12 protein-coding genes are annotated in these 17,730 nt (G+C 63.0%); 7 read left to right on the top strand and 5 right to left on the bottom strand.

The genetic code is table 11. The annotated features are described in order from the left end of the window. The 3 genes from sdhD to ACLFKU_RS08600 form a co-directional block, all read right to left on the bottom strand. The gene (gene sdhD, locus ACLFKU_RS08610; RefSeq protein ID WP_013092932.1) at nucleotides 1-369 is read right to left on the bottom strand and encodes a succinate dehydrogenase, hydrophobic membrane anchor protein; all 369 of its coding nucleotides are present in this window, start codon (nucleotides 367-369) and stop codon (nucleotides 1-3) included. Nucleotides 370-372: 3 nt separating this feature from the next. Beyond that, nucleotides 373-789 carry a succinate dehydrogenase, cytochrome b556 subunit gene (sdhC, locus tag ACLFKU_RS08605; protein ID WP_368584177.1) on the bottom strand — a complete coding sequence of 139 codons (417 nt, stop codon included), beginning with the start codon at nucleotides 787-789 and terminating at the stop codon, nucleotides 373-375. A 157-nt stretch (nucleotides 790-946) separates the two neighbouring features. Further along, nucleotides 947-1,747, bottom strand: coding sequence for a GntR family transcriptional regulator (locus tag ACLFKU_RS08600; RefSeq protein WP_410848771.1), 801 nt, complete (start codon nucleotides 1,745-1,747; stop codon nucleotides 947-949). Between the two features lie 539 nt (nucleotides 1,748-2,286). Here ACLFKU_RS08600 and ACLFKU_RS08595 point away from each other — a divergent pair. From ACLFKU_RS08595 to acnA, 6 genes are all read left to right on the top strand, one after another. Continuing rightward, a complete protein-coding gene (locus ACLFKU_RS08595; RefSeq protein WP_013092929.1) occupies nucleotides 2,287-3,270 on the top strand; it encodes a malate dehydrogenase in 984 nt (327 codons plus the stop codon). Nucleotides 3,271-3,466: 196 nt separating this feature from the next. Continuing rightward, nucleotides 3,467-4,483 carry an HpcH/HpaI aldolase/citrate lyase family protein gene (locus ACLFKU_RS08590; protein ID WP_368584179.1) on the top strand — a complete coding sequence of 339 codons (1,017 nt, stop codon included), beginning with the start codon at nucleotides 3,467-3,469 and terminating at the stop codon, nucleotides 4,481-4,483. Between the two features lie 57 nt (nucleotides 4,484-4,540). After that, on the top strand, nucleotides 4,541-5,728 hold the full coding sequence (gene prpC / locus ACLFKU_RS08585) for a 2-methylcitrate synthase (RefSeq protein WP_410848770.1): 1,188 nt from the start codon (nucleotides 4,541-4,543) through the stop codon (nucleotides 5,726-5,728). Between the two features lie 101 nt (nucleotides 5,729-5,829). Beyond that, complete coding sequence (locus ACLFKU_RS08580; RefSeq protein ID WP_018438462.1) at nucleotides 5,830-6,336, top strand: hypothetical protein; 507 nt, start codon at nucleotides 5,830-5,832, stop codon at nucleotides 6,334-6,336. Between the two features lie 24 nt (nucleotides 6,337-6,360). Further along, a complete protein-coding gene (locus tag ACLFKU_RS08575; protein ID WP_410848769.1) occupies nucleotides 6,361-7,812 on the top strand; it encodes a bifunctional 2-methylcitrate dehydratase/aconitate hydratase in 1,452 nt (483 codons plus the stop codon). Nucleotides 7,813-7,854: 42 nt separating this feature from the next. Then, nucleotides 7,855-10,569 carry an aconitate hydratase AcnA gene (gene acnA, locus ACLFKU_RS08570; protein ID WP_410848768.1) on the top strand — a complete coding sequence of 905 codons (2,715 nt, stop codon included), beginning with the start codon at nucleotides 7,855-7,857 and terminating at the stop codon, nucleotides 10,567-10,569. Nucleotides 10,570-11,253: 684 nt separating this feature from the next. On the opposite strand, the gene ACLFKU_RS08565 is transcribed toward acnA, so the two are convergent. Both ACLFKU_RS08565 and ACLFKU_RS08560 read right to left on the bottom strand, forming a co-directional pair. Continuing rightward, nucleotides 11,254-15,036 (bottom strand): DUF748 domain-containing protein, encoded by a 3,783-nt coding sequence (locus ACLFKU_RS08565; RefSeq protein WP_410848767.1) that lies wholly within the window; start codon nucleotides 15,034-15,036, stop codon nucleotides 11,254-11,256. 215 nt (nucleotides 15,037-15,251) lie between these two features. After that, complete coding sequence (locus ACLFKU_RS08560; RefSeq protein ID WP_368584184.1) at nucleotides 15,252-16,670, bottom strand: DUF1254 domain-containing protein; 1,419 nt, start codon at nucleotides 16,668-16,670, stop codon at nucleotides 15,252-15,254. A gap of 343 nt (nucleotides 16,671-17,013) precedes the next feature. Between ACLFKU_RS08560 and ACLFKU_RS08555 the strand changes: the two genes are divergently transcribed. Further along, on the top strand, nucleotides 17,014-17,661 hold the full coding sequence (locus ACLFKU_RS08555; RefSeq protein ID WP_410848766.1) for an FMN-binding negative transcriptional regulator: 648 nt from the start codon (nucleotides 17,014-17,016) through the stop codon (nucleotides 17,659-17,661). Nucleotides 17,662-17,730 lie beyond the last annotated feature (69 nt).

The raw sequence follows: 17,730 nt of genomic DNA, 5'->3' as shown, positions 1-17,730 counted from the left end.
TTATACTCTCCAGAGAATCTGCGCAGCGTAGCCCGCACATGCGAGCAGCCAGAGGATCGTCAGCGCCTGCAGGACGAGACGCGTGCCAACGGGCTTCACGTAATCCATCCAGATGTCGCGCACACCCACCCACGCGTGGTAGAACAGCGAGAGAAGCGTGACGAACGTGGCGAGCTTCATCCACTGCGTCGCGAAGATCGACGCCCAGCCGTCGTACGAAAAGTCGCGCGCGAGGAAGAACCACGCGAGCAGAATCACCGTGTACACCGCCATCACGACGGCGGTGACACGTTGCGCGAGCCAGTCGCGCAGGCCGTAATGCGCGCCGACGACGAGACGCTTCGAACCGATTCGGTTATTGGCTGCCATTTTTTAGAATGCTCCGAACAGTTTTGCCGCGAATGCGATGGTGAGCAGCGACGACACGACAAACACGACGATAGAAGTCGACTTGCCCTTTTCCTTCGACACGGCATCGTGATTCGTATCCATCAGGAGGTGACGGATGCCGGCGCAGAAATGGAACAGGAAAGCCCACGCGAGAACCAGCGTGATCAGCTTGACGAGGATGTTGGAGAGGAAGCCCTTGAAGACTTCGAAGCTCAGTTCGGAAGTCAGGCTCTGATCGAAGAGGAACAGCAGGAACGGAAGGAAAAGAAACAACAAGGCACCGCTCACGCGATGCAGAATCGACACGCGCCCCGCCAGCGGGAGACGGTATGCCGTCAATATTTGCCCAATACCGATGTTCCGGAATTCCGGCCTCGGTTTCTTTACCGCTTCTGCCATGCTAGACCCCTACTATGTAGTCACACTAATCCGCAATTTTAGCGCCTTTTTATAACGCGCTGCAGCGAAAACCACCCTAGGTCCTTTGCTGCGCGCGCAATGAAAGCGCCTTCCGATCGGCACGCGTGTGGGACGCCGCGCCTCGTTTCAGCCCGATTCAGCTCAGATCGTTCTGATAGTAATACCCGGTTGTGACATACCAACCTCGCCGGACTTCAACCGGCCGATCCCCATAGGTATAGGACACGCGCTCGACCGAGAGCAAAGGAAAACCCGCCGGCACCTGCAGCAGGTCCGCCACGGAAGGCTCCGCCGCGACCGCGCGGATTTTTTCCGTGGCGCGAATCATGCGTGTGCCGAATTCGGTCTCGAACATCGCGTAGAGGGGACCTTTGTATTCCGAAAGCCGCTCGAGCGTGAGCCCGCGGAACACGGCGCCTGGTAGCCAGATCTCGTCGAGCACGGTGACTTCGCCGTCGAACTGCAGCAAACGCTTGATCAACACGACCGGATCGGCCGGCTTCAGATCGAGTTGCCGCGCGATTTCCGCCGATGCGCGCAGCCGCCGGCATTCGAGCAGACGACTGACGTGCGGATGCTCGGCGCCGTCGTCGGCGAGCAATCTCAGGAAACGGAACTGCGCGCGTTCTTCGTTGTGCGTCGCAACGAAGGTGCCCTTGCCCTGACGGCGCACCAGCAGGTTGTCGGCGGCGAGTTCGTCGATCGCCTTGCGCACCGTACCCTGACTCACCTTGAAACGCGCGGCCAGTTCGACTTCACTAGGAATGATCTCGCCCGGCTTCCATTCGCCGCTTTCGAGGCTCTGCGTAATCAAACCCTTGATCTGCTGATACAAAGGGCTGAATGTAGGCGACGCAGCAGCGGAAACAGCGGATACACCTTCGCCCGCGGCCCCCTGGCCATTCGGGTTCACAGGATTCGCCGGGTTCGAATTCATGCGCGCATTTCATCATAAAGCGCCCGGGCACGTCTAGGGTTTTCCCTTCGATAGATGTGTCTTATATAAGACATAAGATACTGTTGACTTTGTCGGTTTCGACTCCTACACTCCTTGTCGAGCAAGGGTTTGCGGGATTTTGCGGCAGCTGTTTGATGCAGTGCCGCGACGCTCCGGCCGCCACTCTGCACCATGCCGTCCCCTACGCAGTCCAGGTTTCGATTCGCCGCCATCCGTTGCATTCGCGTGCTGTATCCGTGTTGCAGCCGCTGGCCCGACACTCGCCGAAACGCGCTGTTTGCAGGAGCCCGCACCGTGCAATCGCGGCCCGGCCCGGCGTCAGCCCTGGACCATCCCGTCCCGCTCGGTAGTACGGATTTCCGGCACGGCGGTCTTGCCGCAACGCGCCGCCCGGTCTCGGCACATTCCGAGCCCGCACGCGAACAGTGAATTCCGCCGTGTTTCATAACGCTTCGCTGAACGCGCATATAGAATGGCGTTTTCCCTAGCGTCTAACGCATCGTCCTGGAGATTTCTCAATGGCTAAGCCCGCAAAGCGCGTTGCCGTCACCGGCGCCGCAGGTCAAATCGCTTACTCCCTGCTGTTCCGCATCGCCAATGGCGACCTGCTCGGCAAGGACCAGCCGGTGATCCTGCAACTGCTCGATCTGCCGCAAGCGCAAGCCGCCGTCAAAGGCGTCGTGATGGAACTGGATGATTGCGCATTCCCGCTGCTGTCGGGCGTCGTGATCACGGACGACCCGAAGGTCGCGTTCAAGGACGCCGACATTGCACTGCTCGTCGGCGCGCGTCCGCGTTCGAAAGGCATGGAGCGTAAGGATCTGCTGTCGGCCAACGCCGAAATCTTCACGGTTCAGGGCAAGGCGCTGAACGAAGTCGCCAGCCGCGACGTGAAGGTTCTGGTGGTCGGCAACCCGGCCAACACGAACGCGTACATCGCAATGAAGTCGGCGCCGGATCTGCCGAAGAAGAACTTCACCGCGATGCTGCGTCTGGACCACAACCGCGCGCTGTCGCAACTGGCGGCCAAGTCGGGCAAGCCGGTCGCGTCGATCGAAAAGCTCGCAGTGTGGGGCAACCACTCGCCGACCATGTACCCGGACTTCCGCGTCGCAACGGCTGAAGGTCAAGACCTGACCAAGCTGATCAACGACGAAGAATGGAACCGCAACACGTTCATCCCGACTGTCGGCAAGCGCGGCGCGGCGATCATCGAAGCGCGCGGCCTGTCGTCGGCGGCATCGGCGGCCAACGCTGCGATCGACCACGTGCGTGACTGGGTGCTCGGCACCAACGGCAAGTGGGTCACGATGGGCATCCCGTCGGACGGCTCGTACGGCATCCCCGAAGACATCATCTACGGCGTGCCCGTGACCTGCGAAAACGGCGAGTACAAGCGCGTCGAAGGTCTGGCAATCGACGCGTTCTCGCGCGAAAAGATGGACGCCACGCTGCAGGAACTGCTGGAAGAGCGCGACGGCGTTCAGCACCTGCTCGGCTAAGCATCTGATCTGATGCCGATGAACCGGAACTCCGAAGCGTCAGCGCGGCGGGTTCCGGTTTTTTTCGTGCGAATGGCGCTGCGATCGTCGCCATTCGTCTCTGATTCGAACGTGCTTTGCCGTCGCCCGACTATGCTCGCGCAGAGCGCGCCCGAATCCGACATTCCCAATCCTCACCACGCCCCACACGCCGAAGATGCGCGTTCTCACACCCGCCGAAGTGCTGTTTGAGGGCGAAGCGCCGCCCGCTGTGCTGCCTGCCTGCGACCACTACGCGGGAAGCGAAAAGCTGATGCTGAAGTCGCTCGCGTTACAGCAGCAACTCGGCCCGGTGTTCGATATCACGCTCGATTGCGAAGACGGCGCACAGGTCGGCCGCGAGGCCGAGCACGCGGAACTGGTCGCATCGCTGCTGGGCAGCGAGCACGACCGCTTCGGCCGCGTCGGCGTGCGCATCCACGACTTCGCTCACGCGCACTGGCGCGACGACGTGCGCCTGATTCTGCGCGCCGCAAAGCGTGCACCCGCTTACATCACGCTACCGAAAATCCGCAACGTCCACGATGCCGCCGAAATGCTCGCGTTCATCGAGGCGACGCGGCGCGAGCTCGGCATCGCGCAGCCGGTGCCGGTGCAGTTGCTGGTCGAAACCCACGGCGCGCTCACGCGCGTGTTCGAACTGGCCGCGCTGCCGGGCGTCGAGGCGCTGAGCTTCGGCCTGATGGACTTCGTCTCCGCGCACGACGGCGCGATCCCCGATACCGCGATGCGCTCGCCGGGCCAATTCGATCATCCGCTCGTGCGGCGCGCGAAGCTCGAGATTTCGGCGGCCTGCCATGCGTATGGCAAGGTGCCGTCGCACAACGTCAGCACCGAAGTGCGCGACATGAGCGTGGTCGCGAACGACGCGCAGCGCGCCCGCAATGAATTCGGCTACACGCGCATGTGGAGCATTCATCCGGCGCAGATCGAGTCGATCGTCGCCGCGTTCGCGCCGCGCGACGAAGAAATCACGACCGCCACCGAAATCCTGCTGGCTGCGCAGTCCGCGCATTGGGGCCCGACACGTCACGGTGATACGCTGCACGACCGCGCGAGCTACCGCTATTACTGGTCGGTGCTGCGCCGCGCGCAGAGCACCGGCCGCGCTGTTCCGCAAGAAGCGGCGCCGCTCTTTGCGCGAGTGGGCGCTAACGGACAGTCAGTGGTATAAGCGACGCGTTTTTCAAACGGCAGCAGCGATGAGCCGGCACACAGGAGAAGGCGGAACATGAGCGAGACGACGCAAGCCGCTGACGCAACAGGCGGCAACGAAACGCAAAGCGGCTTCAAACCGAAAAAATCCGTCGCGCTGTCGGGCGTGACCGCGGGCAACACCGCGCTGTGCACGGTCGGCAAGACCGGCAACGATCTGCACTATCGCGGCTACGACATTCTCGACATCGCCGAGGCGTGCGAATTCGAAGAGATCGCTTACCTGCTGGTTCACGGCAAGCTGCCGACCCAGTCCGAACTGACCGCCTACAAGACCAGGCTGAAGTCGATGCGCGGCCTGCCCGCCAACGTGAAGGCCGCGCTCGAATGGATTCCGGCCGCCGCGCATCCGATGGACGTGATGCGCACCGGCGTGTCGGTGCTCGGCACGGTGCTGCCCGAGAAGGACGATCACAACCTGTCCGGCGCGCGCGACATCGCCGACAAGCTGATGGCCTCGCTCGGCTCGATGCTGCTGTACTGGTATCACTACTCGCACAACGGCAAGCGCATCGAGGTCGAAACCGACGACGATTCGATCGGCGGCCACTTCCTGCATCTGCTGCATGGCGTCGAGCCGTCGAAGGCGTGGGTCGATGCGATGCACGTATCGCTGAACCTGTACGCGGAGCACGAGTTCAACGCATCGACCTTCACGGGCCGCGTGATCGCGGGCACGGGCTCGGACATGTATTCGGCGATCACCGGCGCGATCGGCGCGCTGCGCGGCCCGAAGCACGGCGGCGCCAACGAAGCCGCGTTCGACATCCAGTCGCGCTACCAGACGCCCGACGAAGCCGAAGCCGACATCCGCCGCCGCGTCGAGAACAAGGAAGTGGTGATCGGCTTCGGGCATCCGGTCTACACGATCTCGGACCCGCGTAACAAGGTCATCAAGGACGTCGCGAAGAAGCTGTCGAAGGAAGCGGGCAACATGAAGCTGTTCTCGATCGCCGAGCGCCTCGAATCGGTGATGTGGGAAGTGAAGAAGATGTTCCCGAACCTCGACTGGTTCAGCGCGGTGTCGTATCACATGATGGGCGTGCCGACCGCGATGTTCACGCCGCTGTTCGTGATCTCGCGTACGGCCGGCTGGAGCGCGCACATCATCGAACAGCGCGTCGACAACAAGATCATCCGGCCGAGCGCAAATTACACCGGACCCGAGAATTTAAAGTACGTGCCGCTAAATAGGAGAAAATAGCGGTCGCTGTGCGCTCCACAGCGCGTGCAGTTCAGCCCGCGCGGCCGCCGGACCGGTCGTCCGCGCACTGTTTAACTGATTTTGATAGAAAGGTTTTCTCCATGAAAAAGCTGATGATCGCCGCCATGATTGGCGCCCTGTCTACGACGATGCTGACCGTCGCGACTGACGCCGCTGCTGCGGACACGGCCACCACCACCACCACGAAGAAGGCCGTCGCCAAGCGCCCGGAGCCGCGCCGCCTGGTCAAACGCAAGGCAAATCCGGTGAAGGAAGCGAAGGTCGATCCGATCCCGGAAGGGTCGGAAAAGTGGTCGTGCAAGGACGGTCTGGCTTTCGAAATGAAAGGCGACATGAAGCGTGACCAGATCGTCACGGTTCACTGGGCGAACAAAAACTACAACCTGCCGCGCGAAGCGACCACGACGGGCGCCGATCGCTTCCACGACGCAGCAACCGGTATGGACCTCGTCGTGATCCCGACGAAGGCCATGCTGTTCCAGGACAAGGACAGCTCGCGTCTCGCCGACGAGTGCAAGACGGTCGCGATGGAACAGGGCGCGCCGGCTGCAACGCAATCGAACGCGATCAACAAGACCGGCAACTGATTTTCGCCGCCACGGAAGCCTCCGATGTCCGCCCCGATCTCCAACGTACGACCCGCCCCGGACGCCGTCCTGGTCGATATCGTCGACTACGTGCTGGATTACCGGATCGACAGCGCGCTCGCGCTGGAAACTGCGCGTCATTGCCTGATCGACACGCTCGGTTGCGGACTCGAGGCGCTTACCTACCCGGCCTGCACCAAGCTGATGGGACCGATCGTGGCAGGCACGATCGTCCCCAACGGCGCGAAGGTGCCGGGCACGTCGTTCCAGCTGGACCCGGTTCAGGCTGCCTTCAACATCGGCGCGATGATCCGCTGGCTCGATTTCAACGACACCTGGCTCGCGGCCGAATGGGGCCATCCGTCCGATAACCTCGGCGGCATTCTCGCGACGGCCGACTGGCTCTCGCGTACCGCCATCGCAGCCGGCAAAGCGCCGCTGACGATGAAAGACGTCCTGATCGCAATGATCAAGGCGCACGAAATTCAAGGCTGCATCGCGCTCGAGAACTCGTTCAACAAGGTCGGGCTCGATCATGTGCTGCTCGTCAAGCTCGCGTCGACCGCGGTGGTCGGCCAGCTGATCGGCCTCACGCGCGACGAGCTGATCAACGCGGTATCGCAGGCGCTCGTCGATGGGCACGCGCTGCGCACCTACCGCCATGCGCCGAACACCGGTTCGCGCAAATCGTGGGCCGCTGGCGACGCCACCTCGCGCGCCGTGCGCCTCGCGCTGATCTCGAAGACCGGCGAGATGGGCTATCCGTCGGTGCTCAGCGCAAAAACGTGGGGCTTCTACGACGTGCTGTTCAACGGCAACGCGTTCCGGTTCCAGCGTCCGTACGGCTCGTACGTGATGGAAAACGTGCTGTTCAAGATCTCGTTTCCGGCCGAGTTCCACGCGCAAACCGCCGCGGAAGCCGCGCTCGCGCTGCATGCGCAGCTCGCGCGCCAAGGCCGGCGCGTCGAAGACATTCGCCGCGTGACGATCCGCACGCACGAAGCCGCGATTCGCATCATCGATAAAAAAGGCCCGCTGAACAATCCGGCCGACCGTGATCATTGCATCCAGTACATGATCGCGGTGCCGCTGATTTTCGGCCGTCTGACTGCCGCCGATTACGAAGATTCAGTGGCGCAGGACTCGCGTATCGATGCGTTGCGCGCGAAAATGGAATGCGTGGAAGATCCACAGTTCACGAAGGATTATCACGACCCGGAGAAGCGTTCGATCGCCAATGCACTGACGATCGAATTCAACGACGGGTCGAAGTTCGGGGAAGTCGTAGTCGAATACCCGATCGGTCATAAGCGCCGCCGCGAGGACGGTATTCCGTTGCTGGTCGAGAAGTTCAAGACCAACCTCGCGCGGCGCTTTCCGGTCAAGCAACAACTGGCGATTCTCGACGCATCGCTCGACCAGGCCAGGCTCGAAGCGATGCCGGTCAATGAATACGTCGATCTTTACGTCATCTAGGCTGAGTACTGTAGTTCCGCGATCCAAACCAAGGAAAACACCATGGCCCACAACCTCCACAAAACGCTCAAGGAATTCGAAAGCGGTTCCGGCAAAGGCAAGTTCTACTCCCTGCCGCAACTCGGCAAGGCTCTGAACCTCAAAATCGACCGTCTGCCGGTCTCGATCCGTATCGTGCTGGAATCGGTGCTGCGCAACTACGACGGCAAGAAAATCGCCGAAGAACATGTCACGCAACTCGCGAACTGGAAGCCGAACGCGGCGCGCGTCGATGAAATTCCGTTCGTCGTGTCGCGCGTCGTGCTGCAGGACTTCACCGGCGTGCCGCTGCTCGCCGACATCGCCGCGATGCGCGGCGTCGCGAAGGCCGTGGGCAAGAATCCGAAGTCGATCGAGCCGCTGGTGCCGGTGGACCTCGTCGTCGACCACTCGGTGCAGATCGACCACTTCCGCGAGAAGAACGCGCTCGACCTGAACATGAAGCTGGAATTCCAGCGTAACAACGAGCGCTACCAGTTCATGAAGTGGGGCATGCAGGCGTTCGACACGTTCAAGGTCGTGCCCCCGGGCGTCGGCATCGTTCACCAGGTGAACCTCGAATACCTCGCACGCGGCGTGCACAAGAAGGCCGACGGCGCGGACACCGTGTACTACCCGGATTCGCTGGTCGGCACGGATAGCCACACCACGATGATCAACGGCATCGGCGTGGTCGGCTGGGGCGTGGGCGGTATCGAAGCCGAAGCCGGCATGCTCGGCCAGCCGGTGTACTTCCTGACGCCGGACGTCGTCGGTGTGCACCTGAAGGGCAAGCTGATCGAAGGCGTGACCGCAACCGACCTCGTGCTGACGATCACCGAACTGCTGCGTAAGGAGAAGGTCGTCGGCAAGTTCGTCGAGTTCTTCGGTGAAGGCACGCGCTCGCTGTCGGTGCCGGACCGCGCGACGATCGGCAACATGGCGCCGGAATACGGCGCGACGATGGGCTTCTTCCCGGTCGACGAAAAGACCATCGAGTTCTTCCACGGCACGGGCCGCACGGACGCGGAAATCTCGGCGTTCGAAAACTACTTCAAGGCGCAGGAGCTGTTCGGCATTCCGGCCGATGGCGACATCGACTACACGAAGGTCGTCACGCTGGATCTCGCCACGGTCGCGCCGTCGCTGGCAGGCCCGAAGCGTCCGCAGGACCGCATCGAGATCGGCCACGTGAAGTCGACCTTCACCGACCTGTTCTCGAAGCCGGTCTCTGAAAACGGCTTCGCGAAAAAGGCCGCCGATCTCGACGCGCAATACACGACGAGCAACGGCGTCGACGTGAAGAACGGCGACGTGCTGATCGCCGCGATCACGTCGTGCACGAACACGTCGAACCCGAGCGTGCTGCTCGCCGCCGGTCTGCTCGCGAAGAAGGCTGTCGAGGCTGGCCTGACGGTTGCGCCGCACATCAAGACGTCGCTGGCGCCGGGATCGCGCATCGTCACCGAGTATCTGACGAAGACCGACCTGCTGAAGTACCTCGACAAGCTCGGCTTCACGCTGGCCGCATACGGCTGCACGACGTGCATCGGCAACGCGGGCGACCTGACGCCGGAACTGAACGAGGCAATCACGAAGAACGACATCGTCGCGGCAGCGGTGCTGTCTGGCAACCGTAACTTCGAAGCGCGTATCCACCCGAATATCCGCGCGAACTTCCTCGCGTCGCCGCCGCTCGTCGTCGCATACGCGATCGCCGGCAACATCACGCGCGACCTGATGACCGAGCCGGTCGGCAAGGGCAAGGGCGGCAAGGACATCTACCTCGGCGACATTTGGCCGACCAGCGACGAAGTCAACGCGCTGCTGAAGTACGCGATGGATGCCGACGCGTTCCGCAAGAACTACTCGCAGCTCACGAAGAAGGGCGACCTGTGGAGCAAGATCGAGGGCGAAGAAGGTCAGGTCTACGACTGGCCGAAGTCGACCTACATCGCCGAGCCGCCGTTCTTCGGCAAGGACTTCTCGATGACGCCGGCTTCCAGCATCGCGCCGGTCAAGGGCGCACGCGCGCTGGGCATCTTCGGTGACTCGGTCACGACCGACCACATCAGCCCGGCAGGCTCGATCAAGGAAGACTCGCCGGCAGGCCGCTGGCTGAAGGAAAACGGCGTGCAGAAGGCCGACTTCAACAGCTACGGCTCGCGTCGCGGCAACCACGACGTGATGATGCGCGGCACGTTCGCGAACGTCCGTATCAAGAACCTGATGATCCCGGCGAAGGCGGACGGCACGCGCGTCGAAGGCGGCCTGACGATTCATCAGCCGAGCGGCGAACAGCTGTCGATCTACGACGCGGCGATGAAGTACATCGACGCCGGCACGCCGACCATCGTCTTCGCGGGCGAAGAATACGGCACGGGTTCGTCGCGCGACTGGGCGGCCAAGGGCACGCAGCTGCTGGGCGTGAAGGCCGTGGTCGCACGCAGCTTCGAGCGGATCCACCGTTCGAACCTCGTCGGCATGGGCGTTCTGCCGCTGCAGTTCAAGGGCTCGGATAGCGTACAGTCGCTCGGCATCACCGGCGAAGAAACGTACGACATCGAAGGCCTCGGTGACGACTTCAAGCCGCAACAGGAAGTCACGCTCGTGATCCACGGCAAGGACGGCGACAAGCGCGTTCCGGTGCTGCTGCGTATCGACACGCCGATCGAAGTGGATTACTACAAGCACGGCGGGATTCTGCCGTTCGTGCTGCGCTCGCTGCTGGCTGCTTAAACCCCGCGGCAACGAATATAGCCTCGCTGTTTTGCAGGGGCTGCGTCCTGTGGAGGGCGCAGCCGACTTTGGAGCCCGACCTCAGGTCGGGCTTTTTTTTTTGGTTCTTCGCAGCGTGCCAAGCAGGATGCGGAAGGGACTCGAACCTGACGCGAAGTTCGGCATCACGACAACATGCCGCGCGACAACCTGCCCAATTTCTTCTTCGCGGGAAATACCTTACATTTTCCTTGAGGCGGCAAACAGTTGAAGTAGTTGGAGTAGCCGCCGAGGGCGTCTTCGATCATGAGAAGACGTGTGTGGGATGCGTCTCACCCCCGGGCGTCAGCGCCGCGCTCGTGCACAGCGCACATATGACGGCCGCACGCTGTCCCCTGGCTGCGGCGCCCCGTGAGACGTGTCCTCCTGATATAACGCAAGCTGAATGCTATGCTCAACTTCACCTTGGAGGGAATGCCTTTGAATACTGACTCTGACCACTGCTATGTAAGCCGCTCGCGTGGCTTCGGTAAGAGCCAGCGAGCATCCCGCAGGACTGAACGGTCCTGATAGATACGTCTGAAGACGTGTTCTGTATGAAACGCGCCGGTACGCAATGTCCGGCGCGTTTGTTTTTCTGGTGCCCAACTCGACGGGAACGCACCTAGTCCGCGATGGACGTGCAGGGTTCGGTGACCGCCACCATCACTTCAAGCCGAAATCGACCCGCGTGGTCGCACCCTTGTCCTTGATATCGTCGGCATTCATCTTCGGAGCGACGATAAACACGCGGCTGCTGTCGATCTTGCCCTCCAGGTACTGTTGCACGCTCTGCGCGCGCTGCTGCGCAAGCTGCCGCAGGCTCGCGTCGTCGATCGGCGCGTTGGCCGCGAGCGCGCTCTTCATGTCGTCGTCGGGCAGCGTCTTCGTCATGCCGATGAAGTTGCGCGGTTTCTTGAAGTCGGAGGACTTGTAGGCCTTGGTCAGATACTTGTCATAGTCTTTCTGATCGACCGTGACCGTCGACGGATCGACGCTCTCGCCGTTACCCACCGTATCCTTGATCTTCTGCCGCTTGACCATCTGATCGACGTATCGCGTGCGCAGCGCCGGCTCGTCGACCTTCGGATCGACGCGGCCAATCAGGTCCATGCGGATCGACGGCTTGTCGGTGAGTGCCTTCACGATCGTGTCCAGTTTCTGCTTGTCGGCGTCGGTGAGCGTGGCCGAGCCGGCCTCGAATTCGACATAGCCGAGGTCCTCGCCACTGCCGCCGAACGCATGCGCAATCAACGAGAATGGCGCGGTCACCGCCTTCTCGAGCAGATTCAGCACCGCATGCCAGATCAGCCCGCCGATGCTGAACTCGGGGTTCGACAGCGAGCCCGACACCGGCAGGTTCACGTCGATCTCGCCACGCGAGTTCTTCAGCAGCGAGATCGCGAAACGCACCGGCAGTTTGGTCGCGGTGTCGTTGTCAATGTGATCGCCGAAGGTCAGCTGATCGATGAACAGGTGGTTGTTCGCGTTCAACTGGTCGTTCGCAAGCTGATAGTGCAGATCGACGTTGAGCTTGCCCTTCGTGATCGGATAGCCCGCGTATTTCGCCGAATACGGCGTCAGGTTGGTCAGCTCGATGTCGTGCGCGGTCGCGGTCAGATCGAGCGCCGGTTTCGCGATCAGCGGATTGACGGTGCCGCGAATCGTCAGCGGACCGTTGGCCGCGAGTTTCGCGGCGACATCGACCGGCGCGGGCGTGGTCGATTCCGTACCGAACGCGCCGATGGTGCCCTGAATGTCGACGAGGTTCGCCGTGTAGTTCGGCTTGATGAAGTTGTCGGTGTAAGTCACGCGGCCCTGTTGCAACACCAGTTGCCCGAAGTGCATCTTGAGCGGATTTTGTGGCGGCGTCGCGGCCGTGGCGGTGGCCACAGGCGTGGTGGTTGCCTTGCCCGCCGCTACAGCCGATGCTGCCGCGACCGGCGCCGGCGCCGACGCCGCGACGGCTTCGGACACCGCCTCGGGCGTCAGCGGAATCGGGTGGGAGCCGCTCTTGCTGCGCGTCAGCGACTGCGTCGTACCGCCCTCGTGCGCGACCACATCCTTCAGGTTCAGCTTGCCTTGGGCGTCGAGCAGCACGCGGCCATAAAACTTCGAGAACGTCACACGCCCCGCGTCGACCACGGTCCCTCCGTGCTCGTCGTAATCGGCCTTCAGGTTCGTCAGCGCAAGCGAGCCCCAGCCCGCGAACAGGTCGGATGTCGCCTTGTCGATCAGCCGTACGGCGACGAGCGCCATGTCGCCGCGATAGTTCGCCTTCAGCGACTTCGCCTGGCTGACCGAGAGATCGCCATTCGCATTCAGCAGCGCGCTCGCGAGCGACGCGTTCAGCTTGCTGCCGAAGTACGGCTCGAACGCGGCCGCGTCGAGCTGGTTCGCGTTGAGCTTGACGGCCAGCTTCAGCGGCGTCGCGGTGACGTCGCCCTTTACGCCGAGCGTGCCCTTTTTGTTCAACGTCGCCTGCAGGTCGACGGGCAGCGGTCGGCTCAGGTCGTCGCTGATCTGCTGCACCTTCAGCTGCACCGGCGTAAAGCTCAGTTTGACTGGCTGCGGCGTCGTGTTGTCGGTGAACTCGGCGGTCGCGTCTTTGAGCGTCAATTCGCCGATTTTGTAGCGCCATGCCGGGCCCTCGGCCTGCGCTTTTTTCGCCGCGTGAATCGCCGTGCGCTCCGTCGCCTGTAGATGCGCCCCGGCGAGCGCGTTCAGATTGATGGTGCCGTCCTTCAGGCGTTGCGCGTCGACCGCGAGGCCAGTTGCGTCGACGCTCGTCACGTCGGCCGTGCGCGCCGCGACGTCGACCTGCTTGACCACCACGTTGCCCTGCGCGAGCGAGATCAGCGGCGTTTTGTCGCCGCGCGCCGCGAGCTTCACCTTCTGCATGTCCAGCTTCGTGTCCGCGACCGTCAGCGCCATGGGCGACTTCGACCAGTTCGCGTCGATATTCGTCGTCGCGGACAACGCACCGTCGAGCACCTGCGCGGACGTCGCGGTGTCGAGATATGGCTGCAGCGGCGGCAGCTTCAGCGACTTCAGATCGAGCTTCGCGCTCGCCGTCTTCGCCGCGAGGCCGACCGTGCCGTCGGCGGCGAGCGAACCGCCGCCGTCCTTCAGGTTCGTGTTCAGCGTGTAATGCGCGGGCGCCGACGCGAGCGTCGAGAAATCGGTCAGCGTGACCGCGAGATTTTGCAGACCGGCTTCGACCGGACGGGACGCGGCCTCGTCGTGTACGTTCACAGTGCCGTCGTTGAGTGTGAAACGTTTGATCGCGACGTCGAACGGCGGGGCCGCTTTTTCGGCGGCGGCGGCTTTGGGCTTGGCATTGGTGTCCGCGGTTTCCTTTGCCGCCGGTTTGCCCGGCGCGGGCGCAAACATATGCTCGACGCTCAACACACCGTTCTTGTCGCGCGCGAGACTCGCGCTCGGCGCGTCGATGCGGATATCGTCGAAGTGATAGACGCTCTTCAACGGCTCGAGCGATGCCGCCGCCACATGCACCGCGCGCGCCGCGAAGAACGGGGCCTTGCCCTGATCCTGCACGTCGACGCCGTTCAGGTCGACGGTGCCGGCCACGCGCAGCGACGGCGTGTCGTTCGCCATCACAAAGTTCAGCTTCAGGTCGGTGGACAGCTTGCCCGACTGCACGATCACCGGCAGCTTCGACGGCGCGTAGGACACCAGCTTCGGCACGTCAAGATCGTCGAAGCGCAGCGACACTTCCGACTCGCGCGACGCAGCGAACGGCTTGGTCCTGCCGTCGATCGCGAGCTGACTGTCGCCGTCGATGCGCGCGCGCAGTAGCGGTTCGACGAAGATATCGGTCTTCGACGGCAGCGTCGCGATGAACGGAATGCCGAGCTTCCATTCATCGATTACGTGACTCGTGCCGAGCACGCGGTCGTCGAACTTGACCTGGCCGTTTTCGACGCGAATGTTGGACACCGAGAACTGCGTCGGCTTGCTGTTCGGTTTTGCCGGCTGATTCGCGAACTTCTCGATCAGGTCGCTGAAATTGAAATGCTGTGCATCGAGGCGAACGAGATGAAAGCGCGGTGAATCGACCTGCACTTCGTCGACGATCGGCGCGCCGCGAAACAGCGAACTCCACGACGGCTTCACGATGAGCCGCGAAATATCGACGAAGTCACCCGCGCCGCCGCGCTCGCCGATATGCACGTTGTCGGCCTCGAAACGCAGGGTGTACGGATTGAGTGCGATGCGGCCGATCGACGCCGGCCGGTCGAGCTGCTTGCTCAGTTGCTGGCTCGCGATATGGCGAATCAGCGGCGGCGCCGCGAAAAAGCCGAGCAGGCCGAACACGACGACGAAGATCAACAAACCGACGAGAATTCGCCGCGTACGGTGCGACTGCGCGACTGCGCGCACAGTCTGAATGGAGGAGGCTAACGATGCTTTATTGAGGCTTGCCATGCTCGATGTGGAAGAAGGCGGCGGCAAGCCCGCCGCGAAAAACAGAGATCCCGCAAGCGGCAGTATAAGTCTTGAATCAATGGTTAGACAGGAATGTCAGGCCCACCTTGACGAATCGTGCTGATGACCGACCGGTTTTCCCGCGCAGAAATTATCGCGAGCGTTAGATAACGACACCGGACGGCGGCGCGCGGTTTGCCCGCGCGCCGTTCACATCATTGCCGCACGACCGGCGGCGGCTGCCAGCTGCCGTCGGTGGCTTGCGGCTTCGGCGCATAGAGGCGCAGCACCAGTTGCATGTCCGCGCGCGGTGCGGGCAGCCAGTTGCCGGTGCGGCTGCGCGTCGACGACACGACCACATCGAGCGAACCATCGCGATTGCGGCGCGCGCCATTGCGATCGCCAACCGCGAGCCGCGCCGGCGCGTTCTCGCTCAGCGCGCCATCCTTCGTGTACGCGGTGATCGTCCAGAATCCGCGCACCGGCGGCAACTGGTTCGCCGCGAAGTGGATCACGTAGCGATTCGCGCCGTTCAGCGTGTTGCCGTCGCTGTCCTGCGTGACGACCGCGCGTACTTCGTCATCCTTCGTGCCGATCCCCAACTGCGCGCTCGCCGCATACGCGCGCAATGCGTAGTCGGGACCATAGTTGCCGACGCCGTCGCCGAGCCAGCTCCAGCCATTCGCGCTCAGCAGATTCGACGGCGGTGTCGCGACGCGCTCGCGACCCTCGGCGAGACCGGCCGCGAGCACAGCCGATGACTTCGGCAGCTTCACGGGATCGCCCGGCGTCACGCCGAGGTCGGAGAGGAACTTGAGCGCGTGCGGATCGGCCGGTGTCGGCGGATTGTCAGGCAACGCATCGGCAAGACGGCCGAAGAAGCCGCTTGCGTCGAGCGCGGCGACCTGCTGCGCCGGCGTGCCGCTCGGGCCCGCCACGCTGCTTGCGTAACTGCGCGGCGGCACCGCCGGCTCCGCGTCGCCGACAAACACGCTCAACGGCTCCAGACGGATCGCGCGCTGCAGCTTGCGCACCGCGTTCAGATCGCGCGCACCGCTCGACTGGATGCGCACGCTGATCCAGGCGTTGCGGGTCGGCACCTCGACGCGCGTCGCGCCCTTCGGCAGCTCGCCCTTCCAGCCCGGCGCGACGAACGCGATCGTCTGCGCGCGCAGGCCCTTCGCAGTGCCCGTGCCCGTGGCGAACTGCGGCCCGGTCGACCACGCGACGTTGGTCCACATGTCGAGCACGCGCGCATCGACGTAACGGCCATGCGAATCAGGTAGCGCCAGGATCACCGGCTCGGCTGCAAGGTCGAGCCAGCCGGTCGAGTCGAGCGTGTCGAGGCTCGGCTGCGGCGGGTTGGTCGCGCCGATCGGCGGCAGCGCCTGCGCGTGACGCAGCGTGTTGAACGGCGCCTGGCCCGGCTCTGTGCCGACCGCCGCATCGCGCGCGGCGCTCATCAGCACGAGCGGATAGCCGAATACGTACGAGTCGGCGACTTCGTCCTTGACCCAGCCGTTGCTTTGTTGCGTCGCGATGGGGGTCGACGCGCAGCTGGCCAGCAGTGCGAGACCCGCGAGCGAAACACAGGTTCGTTGCAGCAAAAACAGTTCTCGGAGATTTTTTATCATTCGTTCAGAGTGCGGAGCGTGCAGTCCTATAGGAGATGCCGGTGTGCAGCGCCACGTGCATGCGCGGTTCTCCCGAAACACTGCGCAGCGAGTCCGCGGATTGCGATTCCGACAACCTCGCGTTGTATCGTATCCTTGCTAGCCAGGCAAGCACAAAGCAGGGAATTGCAGCTAGCGGCGCACAGGCGGCTACCAGAGGGAGCATCCAGCGTCGCTGCCACATTATGTTCCCGCGCCAACGGCTCGCGCGAACGCGCGACGCTTTTTTGATTCGCGAATCCGTCGATCCGCCTTTTTGCCGATTGCCCCTACTCTTTCGTCGTCCTGCATTCGGAGCGTTTCAATGTACATGCCCGCCCATTTCGAAGAGAACCGTCCAGAGGTTCTTCACCGCCTGATCGCCGAGCACTCTTTCGGCGCGCTGATTACGCACGGCCCCAATGGGCTCGACGCGAATCATTTGCCGTTCGAGGCGCAGGCGGACGCGGCGGATTCGTCACGGCTGGTACTGCGCGCGCACGTCGCGCGGGCGAACCCGGTCTGGCAGGAAGCCGCGACTCATCCCGAAGCGCTCGTAATCTTCCAGGGGCCCACCGCCTATATTTCGCCGAGCTGGTACCCGAGCAAACACGAAACGCACAAGCAGGTGCCGACCTACAACTATATGGTCGTACATGCACATGGCAGGATCGTGGTGCATGACGATGAATCGTTCCTGCGGGGCCTCGTCGCGCGACTCACGCGCAAGATGGAAGCCGGCGAGCCGGTGCCGTGGAAGATGGGCGACGCGCCGGCCGACTACATCGCGCAGATGCTCGGCGCGATAGTCGGTATCGAAATCGAGGTGACGCGGCTCGTCGGCAAATGGAAGCTCGGCCAGAACAAGGCGGCCGAAGACCGGCGCGGCGCAGCGCAAACGCTGCTCGCGCGCGACGGCGATCAACAGAAAGCGGTCGGACAGGCGATGCTCGACGCGCCGCCGGCGTTTTGACGGCGAGCGCATAATCCGGCCTTGACCTTCCCATCATGGGAAGGTCGATACTGGCTTCACCATGCGGCC

This window comes from Paraburkholderia sp. EG304 (assembly GCF_046543485.1).
Taxonomy (GTDB): Bacteria; Pseudomonadota; Gammaproteobacteria; order Burkholderiales; family Burkholderiaceae; genus Paraburkholderia; species Paraburkholderia youngii.
This window is presented reverse-complemented; position numbering and strand designations above follow the sequence as displayed.